Genomic DNA, 20725 nt, shown 5'->3' on the forward strand with positions numbered 1-20725 from the left:
CGCCTAGGGTGGGGGCGTGAAGCTGACGAAGAACACGCACGCCTGTGTCCGCCTGGAGAAGGACGGGCGGTCGCTCGTCATCGACCCCGGCATGTTCACCGAGCAGGACGCCGCGCTCGGCGCGGACGTCCTGCTCGTCACCCACGAGCACCCCGACCACTTCGACGAGGGGCGGCTGCGGGCCGCCCTGGAGGCGAACCCGGCCGCCGAGCTGTGGACCCTGCGGAGCGTCGCCGAGCAGCTGGCGGCGGCGTTCCCCGGGCGGGTGCACACCGTCGGCGGCGGCGACACCTTCACCGCCGCCGGCTTCGACGTCCAGGTCCACGGCGAGCTGCACGCCGTCATCCACCCCGACATCCCGCGGATCACCAACGTCGGCTATCTGGTCGACGGCTCCGTCTTCCACCCCGGCGACGCGCTCACCGTCCCCGACCACCCGGTGGAGACCCTGCTGCTGCCGGTGATGGCGCCGTGGAACAAGATCTCCGAGGTCATCGACTACGTACGGGAGGTCAAGCCCGTCCGCGCCTACGACGTCCACGACGCCCTGCTCACCGACCTCGCCCGGCCCATCTACGACCGCCAGATCGGGCAGCTCGGCGGCACCGATCACGGGCGGCTCGCCCCGGGGGCCTCGGCCGAGCTGTGAGCCGGATCCCGGTGGGTGTCGGAGGGCGGGGCTAGGCTTGCGCTCATGCGCATCGCCACCTGGAACGTCAATTCGATCACGGCCCGACTGCCCCGGCTCCTGGCCTGGCTGGAGAGCACCGGCACCGACGTGCTGTGCATCCAGGAGACCAAGTGCACCGCCGAGCAGTTCCCCACCGAGGAGCTGCGCGCGCTGGGGTACGAGTCGGTGGTCAACGCCACCGGCCGCTGGAACGGGGTCGCCCTGGTCTCCCGGGTGGGCCTGGAGGACGTGGTCGTCGGCCTGCCCGGCGGCCCCGACTACGAGGGCGTCCAGGAGCCGCGGGCCGTCTCCGCCACCTGCGGCGGCGTCCGTGTCTGGTCGGTGTACGTGCCGAACGGACGCGAGGTCGCCCACGAGCACTACGCGTACAAGCTGCGCTGGCTGGAGGCGCTGAAGGCCGCCGTCGCCGACGACGCGGCGGGCGAGCGGCCCTTCGCGGTGCTCGGCGACTACAACATCGCCCCGACCGACGACGACGTCTGGGACATCACCCTCTTCGAGGGCGCCACCCACGTCACCGAGCCGGAGCGCGCCGCGCTCGCCGGCCTGCGCGAGACCGGGCTCGGCGACATCGTGCCCCGCCCGCTGAAGTACGCCCACCCGTACACGTACTGGGACTACCGCCAGCTGTGCTTCCCCAAGAACAAGGGCATGCGCATCGACCTGGTCTACGGCAACAAGCCCTTCGCCGACGCCGTCAAGGACAGCTACGTGGACCGCGAGGAGCGCAAGGGCAAGGGCGCCTCCGATCACGCTCCGGTGGTCGTCGACCTCGACGTGTGATGATCTCCGCGCGCCGGGTGGTGCCCCGGGAGGGTCCGGTGCGAGGCTGTTCGGATGAACATTCCTTTCCTGGACAACTGGCGCAAGAAGCATGATCCGGGGCGTTCCCCTCTGGTCTCGGCCTTCGACCGGGACCCGGAGGGGGCCGCCGAACTGCTCGCCGAATGCGAGCTGCTGCGCGCCCGTGCCCAGGAGGCGGGCGTGGTGCTCGACGACACCGCCCGGTCCCTCGCGGCGCTCGACCAGCTGCCGCCGCGCTGGCGGGACGACCCCGAGGAGCTGCCCTGGGTCGGCAACGACGCGGGGCTCTACCTCGGCACGGTCATCGTGCGCACCGTGCCCAGGGCGAGCTGGCGGCTGCGCCCGGACGGGCAGCCGGTGGTGCGGCTGCCGTCGGGCCGCGAGGTCAACGTGGTCGAGGCCGGACTCGACTGGGCCGCGACCGGAGCACCCGAGCTCTCCCAGGTGTACGCGGAATCGGCGGAGTACTGATTATCTCGCTTATCCCGCTTTCATGCGTGTCGGCGGGGAAGTCCCTTTTCGAGCTGGATAGTTTGCGCTGACCTCGACACCAGCCGAAAGACACAGGGGCAGGGGAGCGCATGGCCGTCGATGATCCGTTGATCGAACTGCGTGGCGTCAACAAGCACTACGGCACCCTGCACGTCCTGCAGTCCATCGACCTCACCGTCGGCCGCGGCGAGGTGGTCGTCGTCATCGGCCCGTCCGGCTCCGGCAAGTCCACGCTCTGCCGGGCGATGAACCGCCTGGAGACCATCGAGTCCGGCCAGATCCTCATCGAGGGGCAGCCGTTGCCCGAGGAGGGCAAGGCCCTCGCCCGGCTGCGCGCCGAGGTCGGCATGGTCTTCCAGTCCTTCAACCTCTTCGCCCACAAGACCGTCCTCGCCAACGTCTCCCTGGCCCAGGTCAAGGTCCGCAAGCGCAAGCGCGAGGAGGCGGACCGGCGTTCGCGCGAACTCCTCGAACGGGTCGGACTCGCCGCGCACGCGGACAAGTTCCCCGCCCAGCTCTCCGGCGGCCAGCAGCAGCGCGTCGCCATCGCCCGTGCCCTCGCCATGGACCCCAAGGCGCTGCTCTTCGACGAGCCGACCTCGGCCCTCGACCCGGAGATGATCAACGAGGTCCTGGAGGTCATGCAGCAGCTGGCCCGGGACGGCATGACCATGGTCGTGGTCACCCACGAGATGGGCTTCGCCCGCTCGGCGGCCAACCGCGTGGTCTTCATGGCCGACGGCCGGGTCGTCGAGGACCGCGCCCCGGAGGACTTCTTCACCGCCCCGCGCAGCGAGCGCGCCAAGGACTTCCTGTCCAAGATCCTCAAGCACTGACCGGACCGGGAGCCATGCAGCGTACGAAACGAACCCTCGCCGCGCTCGCCCTGCTGCTCGCCGCCGCGCTCGGCGGCACGGCCGGCTGCGGCAAGGAGGGCAGCCCGCCGGTCAAGGGCCCGAAGCCCGGCCAACTCCCCGTCTACCAGGTCCAGTCGGGCTTCAGCCTGCCCGACTCCCCGACCTGGAACCGGGCGAGGAAACGCGGCCACCTGGTGGTCGGCGCCAAGGAGGACCAGCCCTACATGGGCGAGAAGGACCCGGCGACCGGCGCCTACTCGGGCTTCGACATCGAGATCGCCCGCATGATGGCGGCCTCGCTCGGCTTCGACCCGGCCGGCATCCGCTTCCGCACGATCTCCTCCGCCAACCGCGAGACGGCCCTGCAGAACGGCCAGATCGACTACTACGTCGGCACCTACACCATCAACGCCAACCGCAAGAAGCTCGTAGGCTTCGCCGGCCCCTACTACCTGGCCGGCCAGTCCCTGCTCGTCCGCACCGACGAGAACGACATCCACGGGCCGCAGGACCTCGACGGCAAGCGGGTCTGCTCGGCCGCCGGATCCACCCCGTACCAGCGGATCCAGAAGGACTACCCGAAGGCCGAACTCGTCGCGTACGACAGCTACTCGGTCTGCGTCGACAACCTGCTCACCTACCAGGTCGACGCGGTGACCACCGACAACACGATCCTCATGGGCTACGCGGCCAAGGTCCCCGACGAACTCAAGGTCGTCGGGAAGCCGTTCTCGAAGGAGCCGTACGGCATCGGCGTCCCGCACGACGACGACGCGCTGCGCTTCGCCCTCGACGACGCCGTCGCGGCGCACGAGAAGAACGGCGACTGGAAGAAGGCCTACGACGTGACCCTCGGCCTCTCCGGGGTGCCCGCCCCGACGCCGCCCGCCATCGACCGCTACCCGGCCGGCTGAGGAAGGAGCACCGCCGTCCCATGGACGTCCTGACAGAGAACTTCTCGCTCTACGGCGAGGGCTTCCTCGGCACCGTCGAGCTCACCTTCTACGCCTCGATCCTGGCCCTCGCCCTCGGTTTCCTCATGGCCTCCTTCCGGGTCGCGCCCGTGGGATCGTTCCGGGTCTTCGGCACCGTCTGGGTCACGGTCCTGCGCAACACCCCGCTCACCCTGCTGTTCTTCGCGGTGATGCTGGGACTGCCCCGGTTCGGCATCGTGCTGCCCTTCAAGCTGTTCGCGATCCTCGCCCTCGGCTGCTACACCTCGGCCTTCGTCTGCGAGGCGCTGCGCTCCGGCATCAACACCGTGCCCCTCGGGCAGGGCGAGGCCGCCCGCAGCCTCGGCATGACCTTCGGACAGACCCTGGGCAACGTCGTCCTGCCGCAGGCCTTCCGCTCGGTCATCCCGCCGATCGGCTCCACCCTCATCGCCCTCGCCAAGAACTCGGCGATCGCCGGGGCGTTCAGCGTCACCGAACTCCTCGGCACCTACAAGACCCTGAGCGAGCTCGGCTACGACATCGTCTGGACCTTCGTCTGGATCGCCGTCGGCTACCTCATCATCACCCTCGCCATCAGCGCGCTCTTCCACTACCTGGAGAAGCGCTGGGGAGTCGCCCGATGACCACCGCCCCGACAGCCGCCTCCACCGCGCTCTACGACATCCCGGGCCCGCGCACCCGCAGGCGCCACCTGGTCTACGGTCTGCTCTCGACCGTCGTCATCCTGGGCCTCGCCGCCTGGATCCTCTATCTCCTGTTCGACACCGACCAGTTCACCGCCACCAAGTGGTCGCCCTTCGTGTACAAGGGCATCCAGGAGATGCTGCTGCGCGGACTCGGCAACACCCTCAAGGCCTTCGCGTACGCCTCGGTGCTCTCCCTCGCGCTGGGCGCCGTGCTGGCCACCGGCCGGCTCTCCGAGCACCGGGTCCTGCGCTGGACGGCCACGCTCCTGGTGGAGTTCTTCCGGGCCATGCCGGTGCTCGTGATGATCTTCTTCATCTTCGTCGCGCTCAAGGTCCAGCCGCTGCCCGCGCTGGTGGCCGGGCTCACCCTGTACAACGGCTCGGTGCTCGCCGAGGTCTTCCGCACCGGAATCCACGCGGTGGCCCGGGGGCAGGGGGAGGCGGCGTACGCGCTCGGCATGCGCAAGACCCAGGTGATGACCTACGTCCTGGTGCCGCAGGCGGTCCGTGCCATGCTGCCCGCCATCATCAGCCAGCTGGTGGTGGCGCTGAAGGACACCTCGCTCGGCTTCCTCATCACCTACGAGGAGTTCCTGCACGCCGGCAAGCTGATCGCCTCCAACCTCGACTACGACCTGCCGTTCATCCCCGTGGTGATGGTGATCTCCCCGATCTACATCGGGCTCTGCATGCTGCTCTCCTGGTTCGCCGGCTGGGTGGCCAGGCGGGAGCGCCGCAGTCCCCGGACCAAGGCCGTGGACGTCGCCCCCGCCGAGGCCCCCACGCTGCTGCCGGGCCGCGAGTAGCCCGCCCCGCACGGGCACCACCCGCCCGGCAGCAGCCGGTGATCACTCCGCCCGAAGCGGCACCGACACGTAGGACGGGTCGGCCGCGGGGGAGGAGAAGGTCAGCTGCGCGCCGGTCGGGTTGTGCTCGATGTAGAGCGGGTCGACCGTGTCGACGACCAGGGCGAGCCGGTGCCCGGCGGGCACGTCGTACGCCGTGGAGAACAGGTCCAGGTCGACGGCGAACGGCTTGCCCGGGGTCCGCTCGTGGAAGGTGTAGGGGGCGTGGGTCACCAGCTTGCCGAGACCGAGCGGGCCCACGTCGTAGAGGTACGCGACGAAGGTGCCGCTCTCGGCGGTCGGGGTGAGCGTGGTGTGCAGCCGGGCCGTGCCGCGCACCCGCTGCGGGGTGTCGTACCGCTCGGTCTGCCACACGCCGGCGAAGGCGCGGGGGAGCAGCGGGATCGAGGCGACGGGCGGGGCCTGGAAGAACTGGTCCAGCAGGTTGGAGAGCATCACGACGCCGCCGTCGGCACCGGAGTCGACGTTGGCCCACAGGTGCTCGGAGCCGCCGAGGGCGAACTTCCGCCGGTCGGCGTTGACCGACTTCCAGTCCGCGTAGCCCTCGTAGCCGGCGTCGGAGCGCGGCTTGAGCTGGACCGGCTGCTCGCGGTCGACGCCGTTGTCGGCGCCCTTGAGGTAGTGGTCGAACCAGCGGTGGGCGTTGGTCCAGGTGTCGTTGGGCAGTCCGAGCAGACCGGTGGCCTCCGCGGTGGCGTGGTCGCCGGGGCGGAACTCGAGCCGCTTGGGGCCGCTGAGCTTCTCGTAGAAGCTCGCGAACTGGTTGGGCGGGAAGATGGTGTCGCCCCAGGCGTTGCCGAGCATGATCGCCGGGTGGTTGGCGTTGATCGCGTCGAGGTAGGTGGCGGCGGAGCGCTTGCGCCCCCAGGCGATCATCTCGTCCTCCTTGTCCAGCCGGGAGGAGAGGAAGTCGCTCAGGATCCCTCGGAGTTCGGGGCCGGGGCGGCCGGTGAGGTATCCGGCCCCGCCGAGCAGGGCGGCCGCCTGGAGGTGCTGGGTGCGGCCGCTGTAGATGGAGTCGATGAGGTCGGCCCAGCCGCTGAGCGCGGCGACGGCCTTGATCCGCTTGTCGTGCGCGGCGGCCAGCAGACTGATGCCGGCGCCGTAGGAGACGCCGGCCATGCCCACCTTGGCGGGGTCGGACGGGGTGTTGGCGAGCGCCCAGTCGATGACCAGGGAGGCGTCCGCGATGTCCTCGGGGCCCGCGGTCTCGATCTCCCCGCCGGACTGCCAGAAGCCGCGGGAGTTGTAACTCACCACGACGTAGCCGGAGTCGGCGAGCTGCTGGGCCTGGGCGAGGTACTCGATCTGGGGCATGCCCCAGCTGGTGGGCAGCACGATCACCGGGTAGCGGGCCGAGGCGCCGGCGCCGGCCGGGGTGAAGACGTTCGCCTTGAGGACGGTCCCGCCGTCCCCGGCGATGTCGACGAAGCGGACGGAGCCGCCGGTCCCGGCGGCCTGGGCGGCGGGGGCGAGCCCGAGGGCCGTCCCGGCGACGAGGGCGGCCGAGACGGCGAAGGCCAGGGCTGTGCGCACGGGTCACTCCTCACTGGTTCACTGAATGGGGGGCAGTGAAAGTGACCCGACGGTAACCTCGGTGACTTACCTGAGGTAACCAGTCGGTAAGTTACGCGAGGGTAACGATTATTGCCGCGTCCGCGTCCCCGGCAGGGACGCGCGTCAGCGCAGCGCGCTCTTCGCCTGCCACTCGGCCCACGACAGATTCCACTCCCCGTAGCCGTTGTTCAGCGCCTGGGTCCCCTTGGAGCCCGAACCGGTGATCTCGAACGGGTCGCCGACCCGCACCTGGTCGTATACGGCCCCGGCGTCCGCGTCGCTCATCCCGATGCAGCCCGAACTGTGGTTGGTGTTGCCGAAGTACGCCGCGTTCCACGGCGCCGCGTGGGCGTACATCCCCGACCAGGTCAGCCGCATCGAGTAGTCGACCATCTTGTCGTAGGCGTCCCCGAGCCCCACCGTCTCGGAGCGCATGTTGATCGTGCCCTCCTTGGCCATCAGGACCGTCTTCCCGCGCCAGGAGGCCTTCTCGCCGCCCGGCGTGCCGGCCGACATCGGCACGTCCGCCACCTGCCGGCCGTCCCGCAGCAGCCGCAGCCGGTGGGAGTCCAGGTCGACCTTGACGACCTGGCTGCGGCCGATGGTGAACGTGGTGGTGTAGTCGCGCACGAACCAGCCGCCGGCGCCCGAGTCGATCCCGTTCAGCTCCGCGTCCAGGGTGACCTTCGTGCCGGACTTCCAGTACTCCTTGGGGCGCCAGTCGACCCGGTCCTTGCCCGACCAGTCCTGCATCCACCCCCAGGAGCCGAGCGTGCCGTCCGAGGTGGTGACCTTCAGCCGGCGCTCCACCTCGGCCCTGTTCTTCACCGGGTGGTCGAAGACGATCGACAGCGGCTGGGCGATGCCGACCGTGGTGTTCTTCCCGGGCGCCAGGGTCAGCTTGTTCACCTTGTCGGCCTTGGCCGTGGCGAACGAGGACGTCGCGCTGCCGCCGTCCGCGACCCGCGCCGCCACCGAGTACGTCGTCCCCGGCGCGGCCGGGCGCTCGGAGGTCCAGGTCTTCCCGTCGGCGGCCATCTTGCCGGTGAGCGTCCCGCCCCGCGAGTCGGTCACGGTCACCTGCTGCAGTCGCTGCCCCTCCGACGCCCGCACCACCACGGGCTGCCCCGGGGCCGCCTGGGTCCCGGCCGGACGGGTCGTGATCCGGACCGGCGCCGGGTCCTGCGCGCCGTCACCCGCCCCGCCCTTGCCGCCGGATCCGCCGGAACAGGCCCCGAGCGTGAGGGCCAGGGCGGCGGTGACGAGCAGGGCGGGGACGGGTATGCGGCTCACGGGAACGACCTCCGGTGGTGATCTCTTACGGAGGATGAGAGTCCCCGCGGCCGGTGCCGGTTCCGAAAATATGGACTATTCCGGGGATGTCGGATGTGAGATGGGCTATACGGGCCCGTCCGACAGCGCCCCCGCCTCCGCGAGGTCCCGATGGGCCTGCGCGTACCGCCGTGCGGCGAGGAGGAACATCGCGCGGTCGGTGAGCGCCCGCGCCACGGCGGACGGGGCGCCGGGCAGGCGGCGGGCGAGCGCGACGCCGCTGTCGAACTCCGGCAGCAGCGACTCCACGTCCCCGCTGTTGCGTCGCACCGCCCGGCGGGCGGTCAGACGCCGCTGGACCGTGAGCAGTTCCAGGAGCTCGCCGGAGGCGCGCAACGCGGCGGCCCGCTCCTCGAGGGCGGCTGCGCCGGCGAGCCAGGCACCCCTCGTGTCGGGCGACCAGTCGAGCAGGGGACAACTGCCGAAGGGCGGCTGCGGGGCCTCGGGGGTCGCGGCCGGTTCGTCCGACCGCACCGAGAGCGGGAACAGCCTGATCCAGTGCGCCCAGCGCCCGTCCCACGTCGCCGGCTCACCGTCCCGGGCGAGTCGGCCCAGCACGCCGAGCGCCTCCTGGACGGCGGCCGCCGCCGCGGCCCGGGCGCCGGCGGCCCGGAGCATCCCGGCCTGATGCACCAGGAACCCCACCAGTGCCGCCGGCCGGTCGCCGTCCCGCGCCGCCCTCCGCCGCTCGGCGTCCACCAGCCGCCCGAACACCCTCAGGGCCTGCTCCCGCCGCCCGGCGGCGTCGAGCTCGGCCGCCCACTCGACGAGGGTCCCCTCGGCCCCGTCCTTCCCGGCCTGCTCGGCGTGCCGGCCGTACAGCGCGGCCGCCTCCGCGTGCCGCCCCTCTTCCGCCAGCACCACCGCGAGCCTCACGTCCGAACCGGCCTCCGCCAGCTCCTCGCACACCGCGCGCCCCTCGCTGCGCCGCCCGGCGGCGAAGAGCGCCCGCCTCCGGGCGTCCAGGGCGCACAGCAGCGGCCCGTTCCCGTCGGGCAGGCCCGCGCCGAGACGCCGTGCGCCGTCGGCGGCCTCCTCGAACAGCGCGAGTGCCCGCTCCGGGTCCCGCGTGTGACCGGCCTGGGCGAGCAGCGCGTCGACCAGCTTCGGCAGATACGCCCGCGGACTCACCTCGGCGAGCACCCGGTACGCCCCGATCTCCTCCCACGGGCCCAACCGCCCCGACCCCAGCAGCAGCACCCTCGCCCGCAGCACCGCGTCATGATCGATGTTCCCCATGTGCCCCCTGTTCTCCGTCCGATGCGACGACGGAGATTCTGGGAGTCGCGGGACACCTCCGACAAGGCTCCCGAACTGTGCGTTCCGTCCTACGAAAAACGGCCCTGACCTGTCATGATGGTGACGTCTTCACCCCCGGGAGGGCTGTTGAGCGACGCGAGCGAAGTACCCGGTGTGCCCGACGTCTTCGACCCGCGGCTCTACGCGGCGGGCATCCCCCACGACAGGTTCCGCGTCCTGCGCGACCACCACCCCGTGGCGTGGCAGGACGAGTACGAGGTGCTCGGCTGGCCCGCCGGGCCCGGGTTCTGGGCCGTGACCCGCCATGCCGACGTCGTAGCCGTCCTCAAGGACCCCGCCACCTACTCCTCGCACCTCGGCGCCACCCAGATCCGCGACCCCGACCCCGCCGACCTGCCGTTCATCCGGCGCATGATGCTCAATCAGGACCCGCCCCACCACGCCCGGTTGCGGCGCCTGGTCAGCCGGGCCTTCACTCCCGGCAGGATCGAGCGCTTCGCCGATACCGCGCGCCTCCGGGCCCGCCGGCTGCTGCGCGACGCCCGGGAGGCGGGCGGCGAGACCGATCTCGTCCGGACCGTCACGGACGACTACGCGCTGCTCAACCTGACCGACATCCTCGGCGTGCCGGCGGACGACCGCGGCCTCCTGCACACCTGGACCGAGCGGGTGATCGCCTACCAGGACCCCGACGAGCCGCCCGTCCTGGATGCCGAGGGGCGCCCCGTCAACCCCCGCTCACCGGCCATGCTCGCCGAGATGTTCGGCTACGCCCAGGAGCTCGCCGCGCACAAGCGCGCCCACCCCGCCGACGACATCATGACCGTGCTCGCGCACGGTGAACTCCAGGACGCGGAAATGGAGATGTTCTTCTTCCTGCTGACCGTCGCCGGCAACGACACCGTCCGCAGCGCCGCCCCGGGCGGGCTGCTCGCACTCGCCGGAGCCCCCGACGAACGGCGCAAACTGTGGGACGGCAAGGCGGAGATCGAGCCGGCCGTCGACGAACTCCTGCGCGTCCACCCGCCCGTGCTGCACATCCGCCGCACCGCCGCCCGGGACACCGAGCTCGCCGGGGTGCCGATCCGCGCCGGGGACAAGGTCGTCGTCTTCCACGCCTCCGCCAACTTCGACGAGCGGGTCTTCGCCGACCCGTACCGGCTCGACCTCACCCGGACCCGGAACCCCCAGGTCGCCTTCGGCGACGGACCGCACGTGTGCCTCGGGGCCCACTTCGCCCGGCTTCAGCTCCGGCTGCTGCACGAGGAGATACGGGAAGCCTGCGCCGACCTGGAGACCGCCGGGCCGCCCCGGCGCCTGGTCTCCCACTTCATCAACGGCATCAAGTCCCTTCCGGTGCGGGTGGACTGGCGGCGCCAGGCGTCAGCGCCCGCCGGGTCACGTCCGCCACCAGCTCCACCACGTCGGGGCCGTACGCCTGCGAGTTGACCACCTTCAGGAGCAGCACGAAGGAGCCGCCACGGTGGCGGCGGGCCAGCCGCTCGTGGTGCCGGGCCAGATAGCGGGTGGCCGCCTGGTTGGTGATCGCCCGCTGGCCGCAGAAGAGGAAGACCGGACGCCCGCCCTCGCCCGCGGTGACCCGGGCGAGCAGGACGTACTCGCAGACGCCCGGCTCCATCCGGTAGCGGTCCTCGCCGATCCGTATCGCGCCCCGGTCCTCGACGGGCTCCAGGGCCACGCTCATCGACAGGCCCGGGAGGAGAGAGGCGAGGTGAGCCGCCATCCGCCGGTTCGACCCCGGCCCTCCCAGGCAGAACTCGGTGCGGTCGCCGAAGCCCAGCTGGGCCAGATCGTGCTGGACGATCTGCGCGTGCGCCCCGCAGTCCTTGATGAGCGCCGCGAGTTCGAGCAGCGCCGAGACGTCGAAGCGGTGCACGGCGCCTTCGTTGCCGGCCTCCCGGTTGACGACGAGCAGGCACTCCGAGTGGCTCGGCAGCCCGAAGAACGCCTGCTTCCTGCGGAGCCGTCGCCGCCAGAGGTGGGTGCGGGTCAGCCAGCCGAGGGAGCCGCTGACCCCGGTGGCGAGCACGCCCAGCACGATGTTGCGCAGGTCTTCGTTCATGGGCGCGCATGCTAGCGGGCGCCCGGCCGCCTGTTCGAGAGCCGGTGTCCGAGAGGTCGCATGACAGTCCTGTTGCGGCGCGGACGCGCTCCTGACGGGAGGCGCGGGCAGAAGTTACGCTGCCCGGACGGTCGTTGACTGGAGGTACGGATGCAGTCTCGGATGCGGCGTTCCACCGCACGGAGCTTGTCGGTTCTCACCGTCGCCGCGACGGTCCTCTCGGTGGGCGCCGCCGCGCCGCCGACGGAGCCGGCGCCTCCCGCGAAGGTGCCCGTCGCCACCGGCTGGGGCGGGGCGGTGGCCAGCGTCGACGCGGACGCCTCCGCCGCCGGGATCGAGGTGCTCCGCAAGGGCGGCAACGCCGTGGACGCCGCCGTCGCCGTCGCCGCGGCCCTCGGCGTCACCGAGCCGTACTCGGCCGGCATCGGCGGAGGCGGCTACTTCGTCTACTACGACGCCCGGACGCGTACCGTCCACACCGTGGACGGCCGCGAGACCGCACCCCGCTCCGCCGACGCCGGGCTCTTCGTGGAGAACGGCAAGCCCATCCCCTTCGAGGAGGGCCAGACCAGCGGGCGCGGCGTCGGCACCCCCGGCACTCCCGCCACCTGGGAGACCGCGCTCGACGCCTGGGGCAGCAAGCCGCTGGGCCGGCTCCTCGAACCGGCCGAGCGGCTCGCCCGCGACGGGTTCACCGTGGACGCGACCTTCCGCGCCCAGACCGCCGCCAACGAGGCCCGCTTCCGCGACTTCCCCGCCACCAGCGAACTCTTCCTGCCGGGCGGGCAGTTGCCGGTCGTCGGCGCGACCTTCAAGAACCCCGACCTGGCGCGTACGTACGCCAAGCTGGGCCGCGAGGGCGTCGGCGCGCTCTACCGGGGCCCGCTCGCCCGCGACATCGTGAACACCGTCCGGCGTCCCCCGGTCCGCCCGGGCGCCACCCGGGTGGTGCGCTCCGGCGACCTGACGGAGAAGGACCTCGCCGCCTACGAGACGGTCGACCGCCGGCCCACGAAGGTGTCCTACCGGGGCCTGGACGTCTACTCGATGGCGCCCTCCTCCTCCGGCGGCACCACCGTCGGCGAAGCGCTCAACATCCTGGAGGGCACGGACCTCTCCGGCGCCTCCCGGACCCGCTATCTGCACCGTTTCATCGAGGCCAGCCGGATCGCCTTCGCCGACCGGGGCCGCTGGGTCGGCGACCCGGCCTTCGAGGACGTGCCCGTGCGCGGACTGCTCTCCCAGCGGTACGCCGACTCCCGGGCCTGCCTGATCCGCGACGACGCCGCCCTGACCAGCCCGCTCGCCCCCGGCGACCCGAGCTCCCCGGCGCCCTGCGCGAGCGGCGGGACGGCGGCCCCCACCACGTACGAGGGCGAGAACACCACCCATCTGACGGTCGCCGACAAGTGGGGCAACGTCGTCGCCTACACCCTCACCATCGAGTCGACGGGCGGCAGCGGCATCACCGTCCCGGGCCGCGGCTTCCTGCTCAACAACGAGCTGACCGACTTCTCCTTCGCGCCGGCCGACCCGGCCGTGCACGACCCCAACCTGCCCGGCCCCGGCAAGCGGCCGCGCTCCTCCATCTCGCCGACGATCGTGCTCGACAAGACCGGCCGGCCGGTGCTCGCCCTCGGCTCCCCGGGCGGCGCGACCATCATCACCACCGTCCTCCAGACCCTCACCGGCGTCCTCGACCGCGGTCTGCCGCTGGTCGACGCCATCGCCGCGCCCCGGGCGAGCCAGCGCAACCAGGCCACGACCGAGCTCGAACCGGCCCTGTGGAACAGCCCGCTGCGCGCCGAACTCGAAGCGCTGGGGCACGGCTTCCGGCAGAACCCTGAGATCGGCGCCGCGACCGGCGTCCAGCGCCTGCCGGACGGACGCTGGCTGGCCGCCGCGGAGACCGTGCGCCGGGGCGGCGGCTCGGCGATGGTGGTCAGGCCGGCGCCCTGAGGGCCTACCGGTCCTGGGCCGCGTCCGGAGAGTCCCGCCTGGCCCGCGGGCGGACGGCGCTGTCTTCCGGACCCGGCCTAGAGCGCGGTGAGGACGCGGGGACCCTCGTCCGTGATCGCCACGGTGTGCTCGGTGTGGGCCGCGCGTGAGCCGTTGACGGTGCGGATGGTCCAGCCGTCCCGCGCCGTGTAGTGGTGGTCGTGGCCGCCGCCGATCAGCATCGGCTCGATCGCGATCACCATGCCGTGCCGCAGCGGCACGCCCCGGCCCGGGCGGCCCTCGTTGGGGACGCCCGGCTCCTCGTGCATCGTGCGGCCCACGCCGTGGCCGCCGAGCCCGTCCGGGATGCCGTAGCCGGCGCGGCGGCAGACCCGGCCGACGGCGTGCGCGATGTCGCCCACCCGGTTGCCGACCCTCGCCGCGGCGATCCCCGCCTCCAGCGCCTCGTACGCCGTGTCGACGAGCCGGGTGTCCTCGGGCCTGGCCCGGCCGACGGTGAAGCTGACGGCCGCGTCGCCGACCCAGCCGCCGAGGACGGCCCCGCAGTCCGCGCTCAGCAGGTCGCCGTCGGCGAGCCGGGTGCCGTCCGGGACGCCGTGCACGATCGCGTCGTTCACGGAGAGGCAGACCACCGACGGGAAGGGCACCGGAGCCCAGTCCGGGTGGTAGCCGAGGAACGGCGAACCCGCCCCCGCCTCGGCGAGCACCTCGCGTGCCACCCGGTCGAGTTCGGCCAGCTCGACGCCGGGCGCCGCCCTCTCCCGTACGGCCGCCAGCGCCCGGGCGACGACCCGGCCGGCCTCGCGCATCTCCAGCAGCGTCGCGTTCGTCTTGATCTCCATCATGCCAATTACTATACCGGTATTAGAATGGGCCTCATGGTGCGCACCCCTCTCACCCCCGAAGAGCGCGAACGCGGCGAACGCCTCGGCGCGCTGCTGCGCGAAGCCCGCGGCGGGCGCTCGATGGCCGAGATCGCCGCAGCGGCCGGCCTCTCCGCGGAGACCCTCCGCAAGATCGAGACCGGCCGTGCCCCGACCCCCGCCTTCTTCACCGTCGCCGCGCTCGCCGGTGTGCTCGGCCTGTCGATGGACGAGCTCGTGACGCGCTGCGCGCTCGCGGCCGTATAGCCGGCCCGCCGCCGAGTGGACCCGCCGCGACGGAGGGGAGACGCTGGAGACACACGCGTCCGGGTGTCGAGGACGCACCGAACGGAGCCTCCACCCGGTCGGGAAAGGCCGCCGTCATGCGCATGCTGCTCAAGATCGAGATGGACACCGCGGCCTCCAACGAGGCCATCAGGGCGGGAACGCTCCAGAAGACCATGGAGGCCACGCTCGACAGGATCCGGCCCGAGGCCGCCTACTTCACCGTCGAGGACGGCTGTCGGACGGGGTACCTCTTCTTCGACCTGGCCGAGACCTCCGATCTCCCGGTGATCTCGGAGCCCTTCTTCATGGGGCTCAACGCCAGGATCCACTACTCGCCGGTCATGAACCCCGAGGAGCTGCGGAAGGGACTCGGCGCCATCGAGGCCAGGGGCTGACCGCCCCGGCGTCCACCGCCCCCGGCTGCGCGGGCATCGCGAGCCGCACCCCGCTGTGCCGTCGGCGCTCGATCTCCTCCAGCGGGGCGAGCGCGATGTCCGCGCGCGGTGCGGCCCGGGCCGTCGGGCACCGTGCCCGCCGCGGCCCGCCAGGCGGCGGTCGCCTCCGCCCGGGGCTGCCGGGGCGCGCCGGGCCCACGGCCGGGCCAGCCCTGTGGCCTAGCAGCGGATGCGCGCCCGGACCCCCCGGGCCACCGTGGACGCGTGAACCGTCGTCAGAAGCTCCTCACCGCCAGGCGGGCCCGCCTGGCCCGCGCCGTCGCGGGCGCCGCGCTGCTGCTCGCCGCCACGGGCTGCGGCTCGGGCCCCGAGGTGCCGAAGGCCGCCGCGCCGCCCGCCGGCACCGCGCCGGAGCGGTTCAGGCACCCGGGCGTCCTCGTCGGCGGTGCCCAGCTGGCGGCCGTCCGCGCCCATGTCGCCGCCGGGCGGGAGCCGTGGAAGTCGGCGTACGAGGAGATGAGCGAGAGCAAGTACGCCTCGCTCGACTACACCCCGCACCCGGCCAAGGTCGTCGCCTGCGCCTCCAACGCGGGCACCGACGCCTGTGTCGCCGAGCGCGAGGACGCCATCGCCGCGTACACCCAGGCGCTGATGTGGTCCGTCTCGGGCGACCCGGACCACGCCGACAAGGCCGTCGAGATCATGGACGCCTGGTCGAAGACGGTCAAGCGGCACACCCGCGACGACGCCGACCTCCAGACCGCCTGGTCGGGCTCCTCCTGGGCGCGCGCCGCCGAGATCGTGCACTCCGGGTACCCCGCCTGGAAGGGCCCGGAGGTGCAGCGCTTCAAGTGGATGCTGCGCAAGGCGTACCTGCCGGACGTCACCGCCAAGGTCCCCGACTACAACGGGAACTGGGAGCTGGCGATGACCGACGCCGCCATCGGGATGGCGGTGTTCCTGGAGGACCGCACGGTCTTCGAGGACGCGGTACGGCGCTATCGCGCCCGGGTCCCCGCCTACTTCTACCTGGCCTCCGACGGCGCCCTGCCCAAGCGGCCGCCCGGCGGGACCATCGACACGGCCGACGAGCTGGCCACGTACTGGTTCGGGCAGCGCACCTACCGGGACGGCGTCGGCCAGGAGACCTGCCGCAACTTCATGCACATCGGCTACTCGCTCGCGGCCACCGCCCACATCGCCGAGACCGCCTGGCACCAGGGCCTCGACCTCTACCGGGAGCAGGCCGACCGGCTCAGCGCGGCCCTGGAGTTCCACTCCCGCTACCAGCTCGGCGAGACCGCCCCGAGCTGGCTGTGCGGCGGCAAGGTCGTCCGCACCATGGGGCCGGACGTCGAGGTCGCCCTCAACCACCTCCAGGGGCGGATGCACCTCAGGCTCCCGCAGACCGCGAAGCTCGCCCAGAGCCAGCGGCCCGGCGGCACCGACGACCTGTTCGTGGCCTGGGAGACCCTCACCCACGCCGCCAACCCGACCCCTGCGTAGGCTCGGCGGGTATGACGCCCGACACCATCCCCGACGAGCTGCGCCGCGGCCGCTACGTCAGCCTGACCACCTTCCGGAAGAACGGCACCGGAGTCGCCACCCCCGTCTGGTACGCGACGGAGGGCGACGAGCTGTACGCCTGGACCCGCACCGACTCCTGGAAGGTGAAGCGGCTGCGCCGCGACCCCCGGGTCGTGGCCGCCGTCTGCGACGTGCGCGGGAACGTGGCCGAGGGGGCCACCCGGGTGGAAGGGGTCGCCCGGCTGGTGACGGGGGAGGAGCTGCGCCGGGTGCGCCGGCTGCTCTCCCGCAAGTACACCTGGCAGTTCTGGGCGGTCGACTGGCCGGCCACCCTCGCCCGTCTCGGCAAGCGCCCCCACACGGGCATCGTCGTGAGCTTCCCGGGCTCCTGACCGAAAACTCTGTGTAGCCGTCCCGTAACACGACTGCGGTCCAATGCCGGTGGACCGAAAGGCAGTGGTATGACGGTGCATCAACTTCCGGTGGAGCTCGTCGTGTTCGCGGGCTGGCTGAGCGAGCTGGCCGGCCGGCTCGAACCGGGCGGCGGCTGGTACGGGGTCTTCGCCGCCCGTGACCCCGAGGGTCTGCGCGCCTGCTTCGACGGTACGGAGGTCCCGCCCTGGGACGTCGTCGAGTCCCTGCTCCAGGACCTCGGGGAACCGGCCGACGGCCCCCGCGCGGCCCGGGGCAGGGCCCTGCACCGGGCTGCGGCGGCCGTCCACGACCGGGCCCCTGGCGCGGCGGAGGTCCTCGCCGAGCGCCGTCGCCTGATGGAACGCGAGGCCGCCTACGCCGAGACCCGGATCCGGACCCTGGCCGAGACCCCCGGCGCCGCCGCCGAACTGGCCTGGGCGCGGGACGACCTGCAGCGGGCCAGGGCGCGGGTGGCCGAGCTGGGGGCGCGACTCGCGGGGCTCCAGGGGCCGAGGCGACCGGACGCCCCCGCCCCGGCTGTCGCTCCCGCCCCGGTCGCCGCTCCCGCCCCGGCCGTCGCTCCCGCCCCGGTCGCCGCTCCCGCGCGCGCCGCCGCCAGGCGCCGCCCGCGCGGGGCGCGCTACGCCTGGCTGGACACCGAGGCGGCCGACGCGGTCCCCGAAGAGGCGCAGGTCGTGCCCGAGCTGCCCGTGGGCGGCGGCGCGGCCCCGCGCGGCGCCCGGTTCGGCGGCGCCCCCGCCGCCCCCGCCCCCGCCCCCGCCCCCCTCCCGGCCGTCGACCCCGGGCAGGCCGCCCGCGCCGCGGGCAACGCCGTCTACGCCCTGCGGCGGCTGCGCGCCCAGGGTCGTGGCGGCGAGGCGCACGGACTGCTCTGCGAGGCCCTCGCCGGCCCGCCCGGCTGGCTGCCGGTGCTGGCGGCCGAACTCCACCGCGCCGGCCTCGCCGCGGACTGGGCCACCCTCCTGTGGGAGGCCGCCTCGCTGCCCCCGGCCCGGCTGGCCGCCGTCGCGGGCGCCCTCGCGGACGCGGGCCGCCCCCACGACTGCGAGCAGCTCCTCCGCCAGGGCGTCGCCCGCCCCGTGGAGGAACTGGCCGGCGCCTGTGCCGCCCTGCTCGCCGAGGGGCACCAGGCCGAGGCGGGGGCGCTGCTCGCCGCGTTCCTGCGCGTCCGCACCCCGGAGGACGCCGCCCGCCTCGCCGCCCTCGACCCGGCCGGGCTGACCGCCCCGCTGCTCGCGGCCGCCCGTACCGTCTCCCCGGCCCGCGAGCGGGACCTGCTGCACGCCCTGCGGGTGGCCGGTACGGCCTGACCGCACGGGCCCGGCGGACGGCCCGAGGTCTCGTACAGGGGAGCGATCGCGCCGAAAGGGACGTGTCGGTAGGTGTCCGACGTGGACCACTCGGGTATGAAACATGATCGACTCCGCCGGTTCGCGGCAGTGGTCTTGCTCCGGGCTGTGACGGGGCTTACGTTCTCCTCCTACGCATCGCGTCTACGTGCGTAGAGGCTCTCTGACGCCGTGCCGAAGGAGCAGCTCATGACCGACGTCGTACGCGCCGCGCTCGTCCAGGCGACCTGGACCGGCGACACCGAATCCATGATCGCCAAGCACGAGGAACACGCCCGCGAGGCGGCCCGGCAGGGTGCGAAGGTCATCGGGTTCCAGGAGGTGTTCAACGCTCCCTACTTCTGCCAGGTGCAGGAGCCCGAGCACTACCGCTGGGCCGAACCCGTGCCCGACGGGCCCACCGTACGCAGGATGCAGGAGCTCGCCCGGGAGACCGGGATGGTGATCGTCGTCCCCGTCTTCGAGGTCGAGGACGCCGGGTTCTACTACAACACCGCCGCCGTCATCGACGCCGACGGCAGCTACCTCGGCAAGTACCGCAAACACCACATCCCCCAGGTCAAGGGCTTCTGGGAGAAGTACTACTTCCGCCCGGGCAACGCCGGCTGGCCCGTCTTCGACACCGCCGTCGGCAAGGTCGGGGTCTACATCTGCTACGACCGTCACTTCCCCGAGGGCTGGCGCCAACTCGGTCTCAACGGAGCCCAGTTGGTATACAACCCGTCCGCCACCCACCGCGGCCTCTCCTCCTACCTGTGGCAGCTGGAGCAGCCCGCGGCCGCCGTCGCCAACGAGTACTTCGTCGCCGCCATCAACCGCGTCGGCATCGAGGAGTACGGCGACAACGACTTCTACGGCACCAGCTACTTCGTCGACCCCCTCGGCCGGTTCGTCGGCGAGGTCGCCTCCGACAAGACCGAGGAACTCGTCGTCCGCGACCTCGACTTCGGCCTCATCGAGCAGGTCCGGCAGCAGTGGGCCTTCTACCGGGACCGCCGCCCCGACGCCTACGACGGGCTGGTCCGGCCGTGAGCAGCCTCCACGACCGCCACCGCGCCGTCATCCCCGACTGGGTCTCCCTCTACTACCAGGACCCCCTCGAACTCACCCACGGCGAGGGCCGCCACGTCTGGGACGCCGAGGGCAACCGCTACCTCGACTTCTTCGGCGGCATCCTCACCACCATGACCGCCCACGCCCTCCCCGAGGTCACCAAGGCCATCGCCGAACAGGCCGGGCGGATCATCCACTCCTCCACCCTCTACCTCAACCGCCCCATGGTGGAGCTCGCCGAACGAATCGCCACCCTCTCCGGCATCCCCGACGCCCGCGTCTTCTTCACCACCTCGGGCACCGAGGCCAACGACACGGCCCTGCTCCTCGCCACCACGTACCGCCGCTCCAACCAGATCCTGGCGATGCGCAACAGCTACCACGGGCGCTCCTTCTCCACCGTCGGCGTCACCGGCAACCGCGCCTGGTCGCCGACCAGCCTCTCCCCGCTGGGGACCCTCTACGTGCACGGCGGCGTCCGCAACCGCGGCCCCTACGCCCAGTACACCGACGAGCGCTTCGTCGAGGCCTGCGTCGCCGACCTCGAGGACCTCCTCGGCCACACCCGGGACGTCGCCGCCCTCATCGCCGAACCCATCCAGGGCGTCGGCGGCTTCACCTCCCCGCCCGACGGCCTCTACGCAGCCTTCCGCCGCGTCCTCGACCGGCACGGCATCCTCTGGATCGCCGACGAGGTGCAGACCGGCTGGGGCCGCACCGGCGAGCACTTCTGGGGCTGGCAGGCCCACGGGCAGAACGGCCCGCCGGACATCCTCACCTTCGCCAAGGGCATCGGCAACGGCATGTCCATCGGCGGCGTCGTCGCCCGCGCCGAGATCATGAACTGCCTCGACGCCAACTCCATCTCCACCTTCGGCGGCTCGCCCGTCACCATGGCCGCCGGCCTCGCCAACCTCACGTACCTCCTCGAACACGACCTCCAGGGCAACGCCCGCCGCGTCGGCGGACTCCTCATCGAACGGCTCCGCGCCATCGCCGCCGGGGTCGACACCGTACGGGAGGTCCGCGGCCGCGGACTGATGATCGGCATCGAACTCGCCGAACCCGGCACCGACCGCGCCGCCCCCGAAGCGGCCGGCGCCGTCCTGGAGGCCGCCCGCGCCGGCGGCCTGCTCATCGGCAAGGGCGGCGGGCACAACACCAGCGCCCTGCGCGTCGCACCCCCGCTCTCGCTCACCGTCGCCGAGGCGGAGGAGGGCGCGGCGATCCTCGAACAGGCCCTCCAGTCGCTCTAGTTCGCAGTCGTCCGCA

Annotated in this window: 21 protein-coding genes; 16 read left to right on the plus strand and 5 right to left on the minus strand. The window is 72.6% G+C overall.

Features of this window, described 5'->3' with window-relative positions; all coding sequences use genetic code 11:
• Positions 1–16 precede the first annotated feature (16 nt).
• The 7 genes from ACH414_RS20180 to ACH414_RS20210 all read left to right on the plus strand — a co-directional run bounded on the left by ACH414_RS20180 (position 17) and on the right by ACH414_RS20210 (position 5292).
• A complete protein-coding gene (locus ACH414_RS20180; RefSeq protein ID WP_382537101.1) occupies positions 17–649 on the plus strand; it encodes an MBL fold metallo-hydrolase in 633 nt (210 codons plus the stop codon).
• Between the two features lie 45 nt (positions 650–694).
• On the plus strand, positions 695–1474 hold the full coding sequence (locus ACH414_RS20185) for an exodeoxyribonuclease III (RefSeq protein ID WP_382537098.1): 780 nt from the start codon (positions 695–697) through the stop codon (positions 1472–1474).
• 54 nt (positions 1475–1528) lie between these two features.
• Complete coding sequence (locus tag ACH414_RS20190) at positions 1529–1966, plus strand: DUF6278 family protein (RefSeq protein WP_382537095.1); 438 nt, start codon at positions 1529–1531, stop codon at positions 1964–1966.
• A gap of 110 nt (positions 1967–2076) precedes the next feature.
• Positions 2077–2823 (plus strand): amino acid ABC transporter ATP-binding protein, encoded by a 747-nt coding sequence (locus tag ACH414_RS20195; RefSeq protein ID WP_398942731.1) that lies wholly within the window; start codon positions 2077–2079, stop codon positions 2821–2823.
• A gap of 14 nt (positions 2824–2837) precedes the next feature.
• A complete protein-coding gene (locus tag ACH414_RS20200) occupies positions 2838–3758 on the plus strand; it encodes a glutamate ABC transporter substrate-binding protein (RefSeq protein WP_398942733.1) in 921 nt (306 codons plus the stop codon).
• A gap of 20 nt (positions 3759–3778) precedes the next feature.
• Entirely contained in the window at positions 3779–4423 is a 645-nt protein-coding gene (locus ACH414_RS20205) for an amino acid ABC transporter permease (protein WP_386567682.1), read from the plus strand.
• A complete protein-coding gene (locus ACH414_RS20210; RefSeq protein ID WP_382537084.1) occupies positions 4420–5292 on the plus strand; it encodes an amino acid ABC transporter permease in 873 nt (290 codons plus the stop codon). The genes ACH414_RS20205 and ACH414_RS20210 overlap by 4 nt, the downstream gene beginning before the upstream one ends.
• Before the next feature lie 42 nt (positions 5293–5334).
• Here ACH414_RS20210 and ACH414_RS20215 read toward each other — a convergent pair whose 3' ends face one another.
• The 3 genes from ACH414_RS20215 to ACH414_RS20225 all read right to left on the minus strand — a co-directional run bounded on the left by ACH414_RS20215 (position 5335) and on the right by ACH414_RS20225 (position 9480).
• On the minus strand, positions 5335–6888 hold the full coding sequence (locus ACH414_RS20215) for a CocE/NonD family hydrolase (protein WP_386567680.1): 1554 nt from the start codon (positions 6886–6888) through the stop codon (positions 5335–5337).
• 144 nt (positions 6889–7032) lie between these two features.
• A complete protein-coding gene (locus ACH414_RS20220; RefSeq protein WP_398942736.1) occupies positions 7033–8202 on the minus strand; it encodes an Ig-like domain-containing protein in 1170 nt (389 codons plus the stop codon).
• A gap of 105 nt (positions 8203–8307) precedes the next feature.
• Positions 8308–9480 (minus strand): hypothetical protein, encoded by a 1173-nt coding sequence (locus ACH414_RS20225; RefSeq protein ID WP_398942738.1) that lies wholly within the window; start codon positions 9478–9480, stop codon positions 8308–8310.
• Positions 9481–9627: 147 nt separating this feature from the next.
• Here ACH414_RS20225 and ACH414_RS20230 point away from each other — a divergent pair, with 147 nt between their 5' ends.
• Positions 9628–10950 (plus strand): cytochrome P450, encoded by a 1323-nt coding sequence (locus ACH414_RS20230; RefSeq protein ID WP_398942740.1) that lies wholly within the window; start codon positions 9628–9630, stop codon positions 10948–10950.
• On the opposite strand, the gene ACH414_RS20235 is transcribed toward ACH414_RS20230, so the two are convergent.
• A complete protein-coding gene (locus ACH414_RS20235; protein WP_382537070.1) occupies positions 10844–11584 on the minus strand; it encodes a hypothetical protein in 741 nt (246 codons plus the stop codon). The two genes, ACH414_RS20230 and ACH414_RS20235, sit on opposite strands and share 107 nt — an antisense overlap.
• Positions 11585–11746: 162 nt before the next feature.
• Here ACH414_RS20235 and ggt point away from each other — a divergent pair, with 162 nt between their 5' ends.
• Positions 11747–13543 carry a gamma-glutamyltransferase gene (gene ggt / locus ACH414_RS20240; RefSeq protein WP_382537400.1) on the plus strand — a complete coding sequence of 599 codons (1797 nt, stop codon included), beginning with the start codon at positions 11747–11749 and terminating at the stop codon, positions 13541–13543.
• A gap of 77 nt (positions 13544–13620) precedes the next feature.
• Here the strand turns inward: ggt and map are convergent, their stop codons facing one another.
• Positions 13621–14388 carry a type I methionyl aminopeptidase gene (gene map / locus ACH414_RS20245; protein ID WP_398942743.1) on the minus strand — a complete coding sequence of 256 codons (768 nt, stop codon included), beginning with the start codon at positions 14386–14388 and terminating at the stop codon, positions 13621–13623.
• A 33-nt stretch (positions 14389–14421) separates the two neighbouring features.
• On the opposite strand from map, the gene ACH414_RS20250 reads away from it, so the two are divergent.
• From ACH414_RS20250 to ACH414_RS20280, 7 genes are all read left to right on the plus strand, one after another.
• On the plus strand, positions 14422–14673 hold the full coding sequence (locus ACH414_RS20250) for a helix-turn-helix domain-containing protein (protein ID WP_382537065.1): 252 nt from the start codon (positions 14422–14424) through the stop codon (positions 14671–14673).
• Positions 14674–14789: 116 nt separating this feature from the next.
• The gene (locus ACH414_RS20255; protein WP_382537062.1) at positions 14790–15089 is read left to right on the plus strand and encodes a hypothetical protein; all 300 of its coding nucleotides are present in this window, start codon (positions 14790–14792) and stop codon (positions 15087–15089) included.
• A gap of 264 nt (positions 15090–15353) precedes the next feature.
• Positions 15354–16595 (plus strand): alginate lyase family protein, encoded by a 1242-nt coding sequence (locus ACH414_RS20260; RefSeq protein WP_382537059.1) that lies wholly within the window; start codon positions 15354–15356, stop codon positions 16593–16595.
• Positions 16596–16606: 11 nt separating this feature from the next.
• Positions 16607–17008: a PPOX class F420-dependent oxidoreductase gene (locus tag ACH414_RS20265; RefSeq protein ID WP_382537056.1), complete on the plus strand. Its 402-nt coding sequence runs from the start codon at positions 16607–16609 to the stop codon at positions 17006–17008.
• A 69-nt stretch (positions 17009–17077) separates the two neighbouring features.
• Positions 17078–18361: a UL36 very large tegument protein gene (locus ACH414_RS20270; RefSeq protein WP_398942746.1), complete on the plus strand. Its 1284-nt coding sequence runs from the start codon at positions 17078–17080 to the stop codon at positions 18359–18361.
• Between the two features lie 228 nt (positions 18362–18589).
• Positions 18590–19432, plus strand: a complete 843-nt coding sequence (locus ACH414_RS20275; protein ID WP_386567667.1) for a nitrilase-related carbon-nitrogen hydrolase — start codon at positions 18590–18592, stop codon at positions 19430–19432.
• Positions 19429–20709: an aspartate aminotransferase family protein gene (locus ACH414_RS20280; RefSeq protein WP_382537044.1), complete on the plus strand. Its 1281-nt coding sequence runs from the start codon at positions 19429–19431 to the stop codon at positions 20707–20709. The genes ACH414_RS20275 and ACH414_RS20280 overlap by 4 nt, the downstream gene beginning before the upstream one ends.
• The last annotated feature ends 16 nt before the right edge of the window (positions 20710–20725 follow it).

It is taken from the genome of Streptomyces sp. NPDC020422 (assembly GCF_044386705.1).
Taxonomy (GTDB): domain Bacteria; phylum Actinomycetota; class Actinomycetes; order Streptomycetales; family Streptomycetaceae; genus Streptomyces.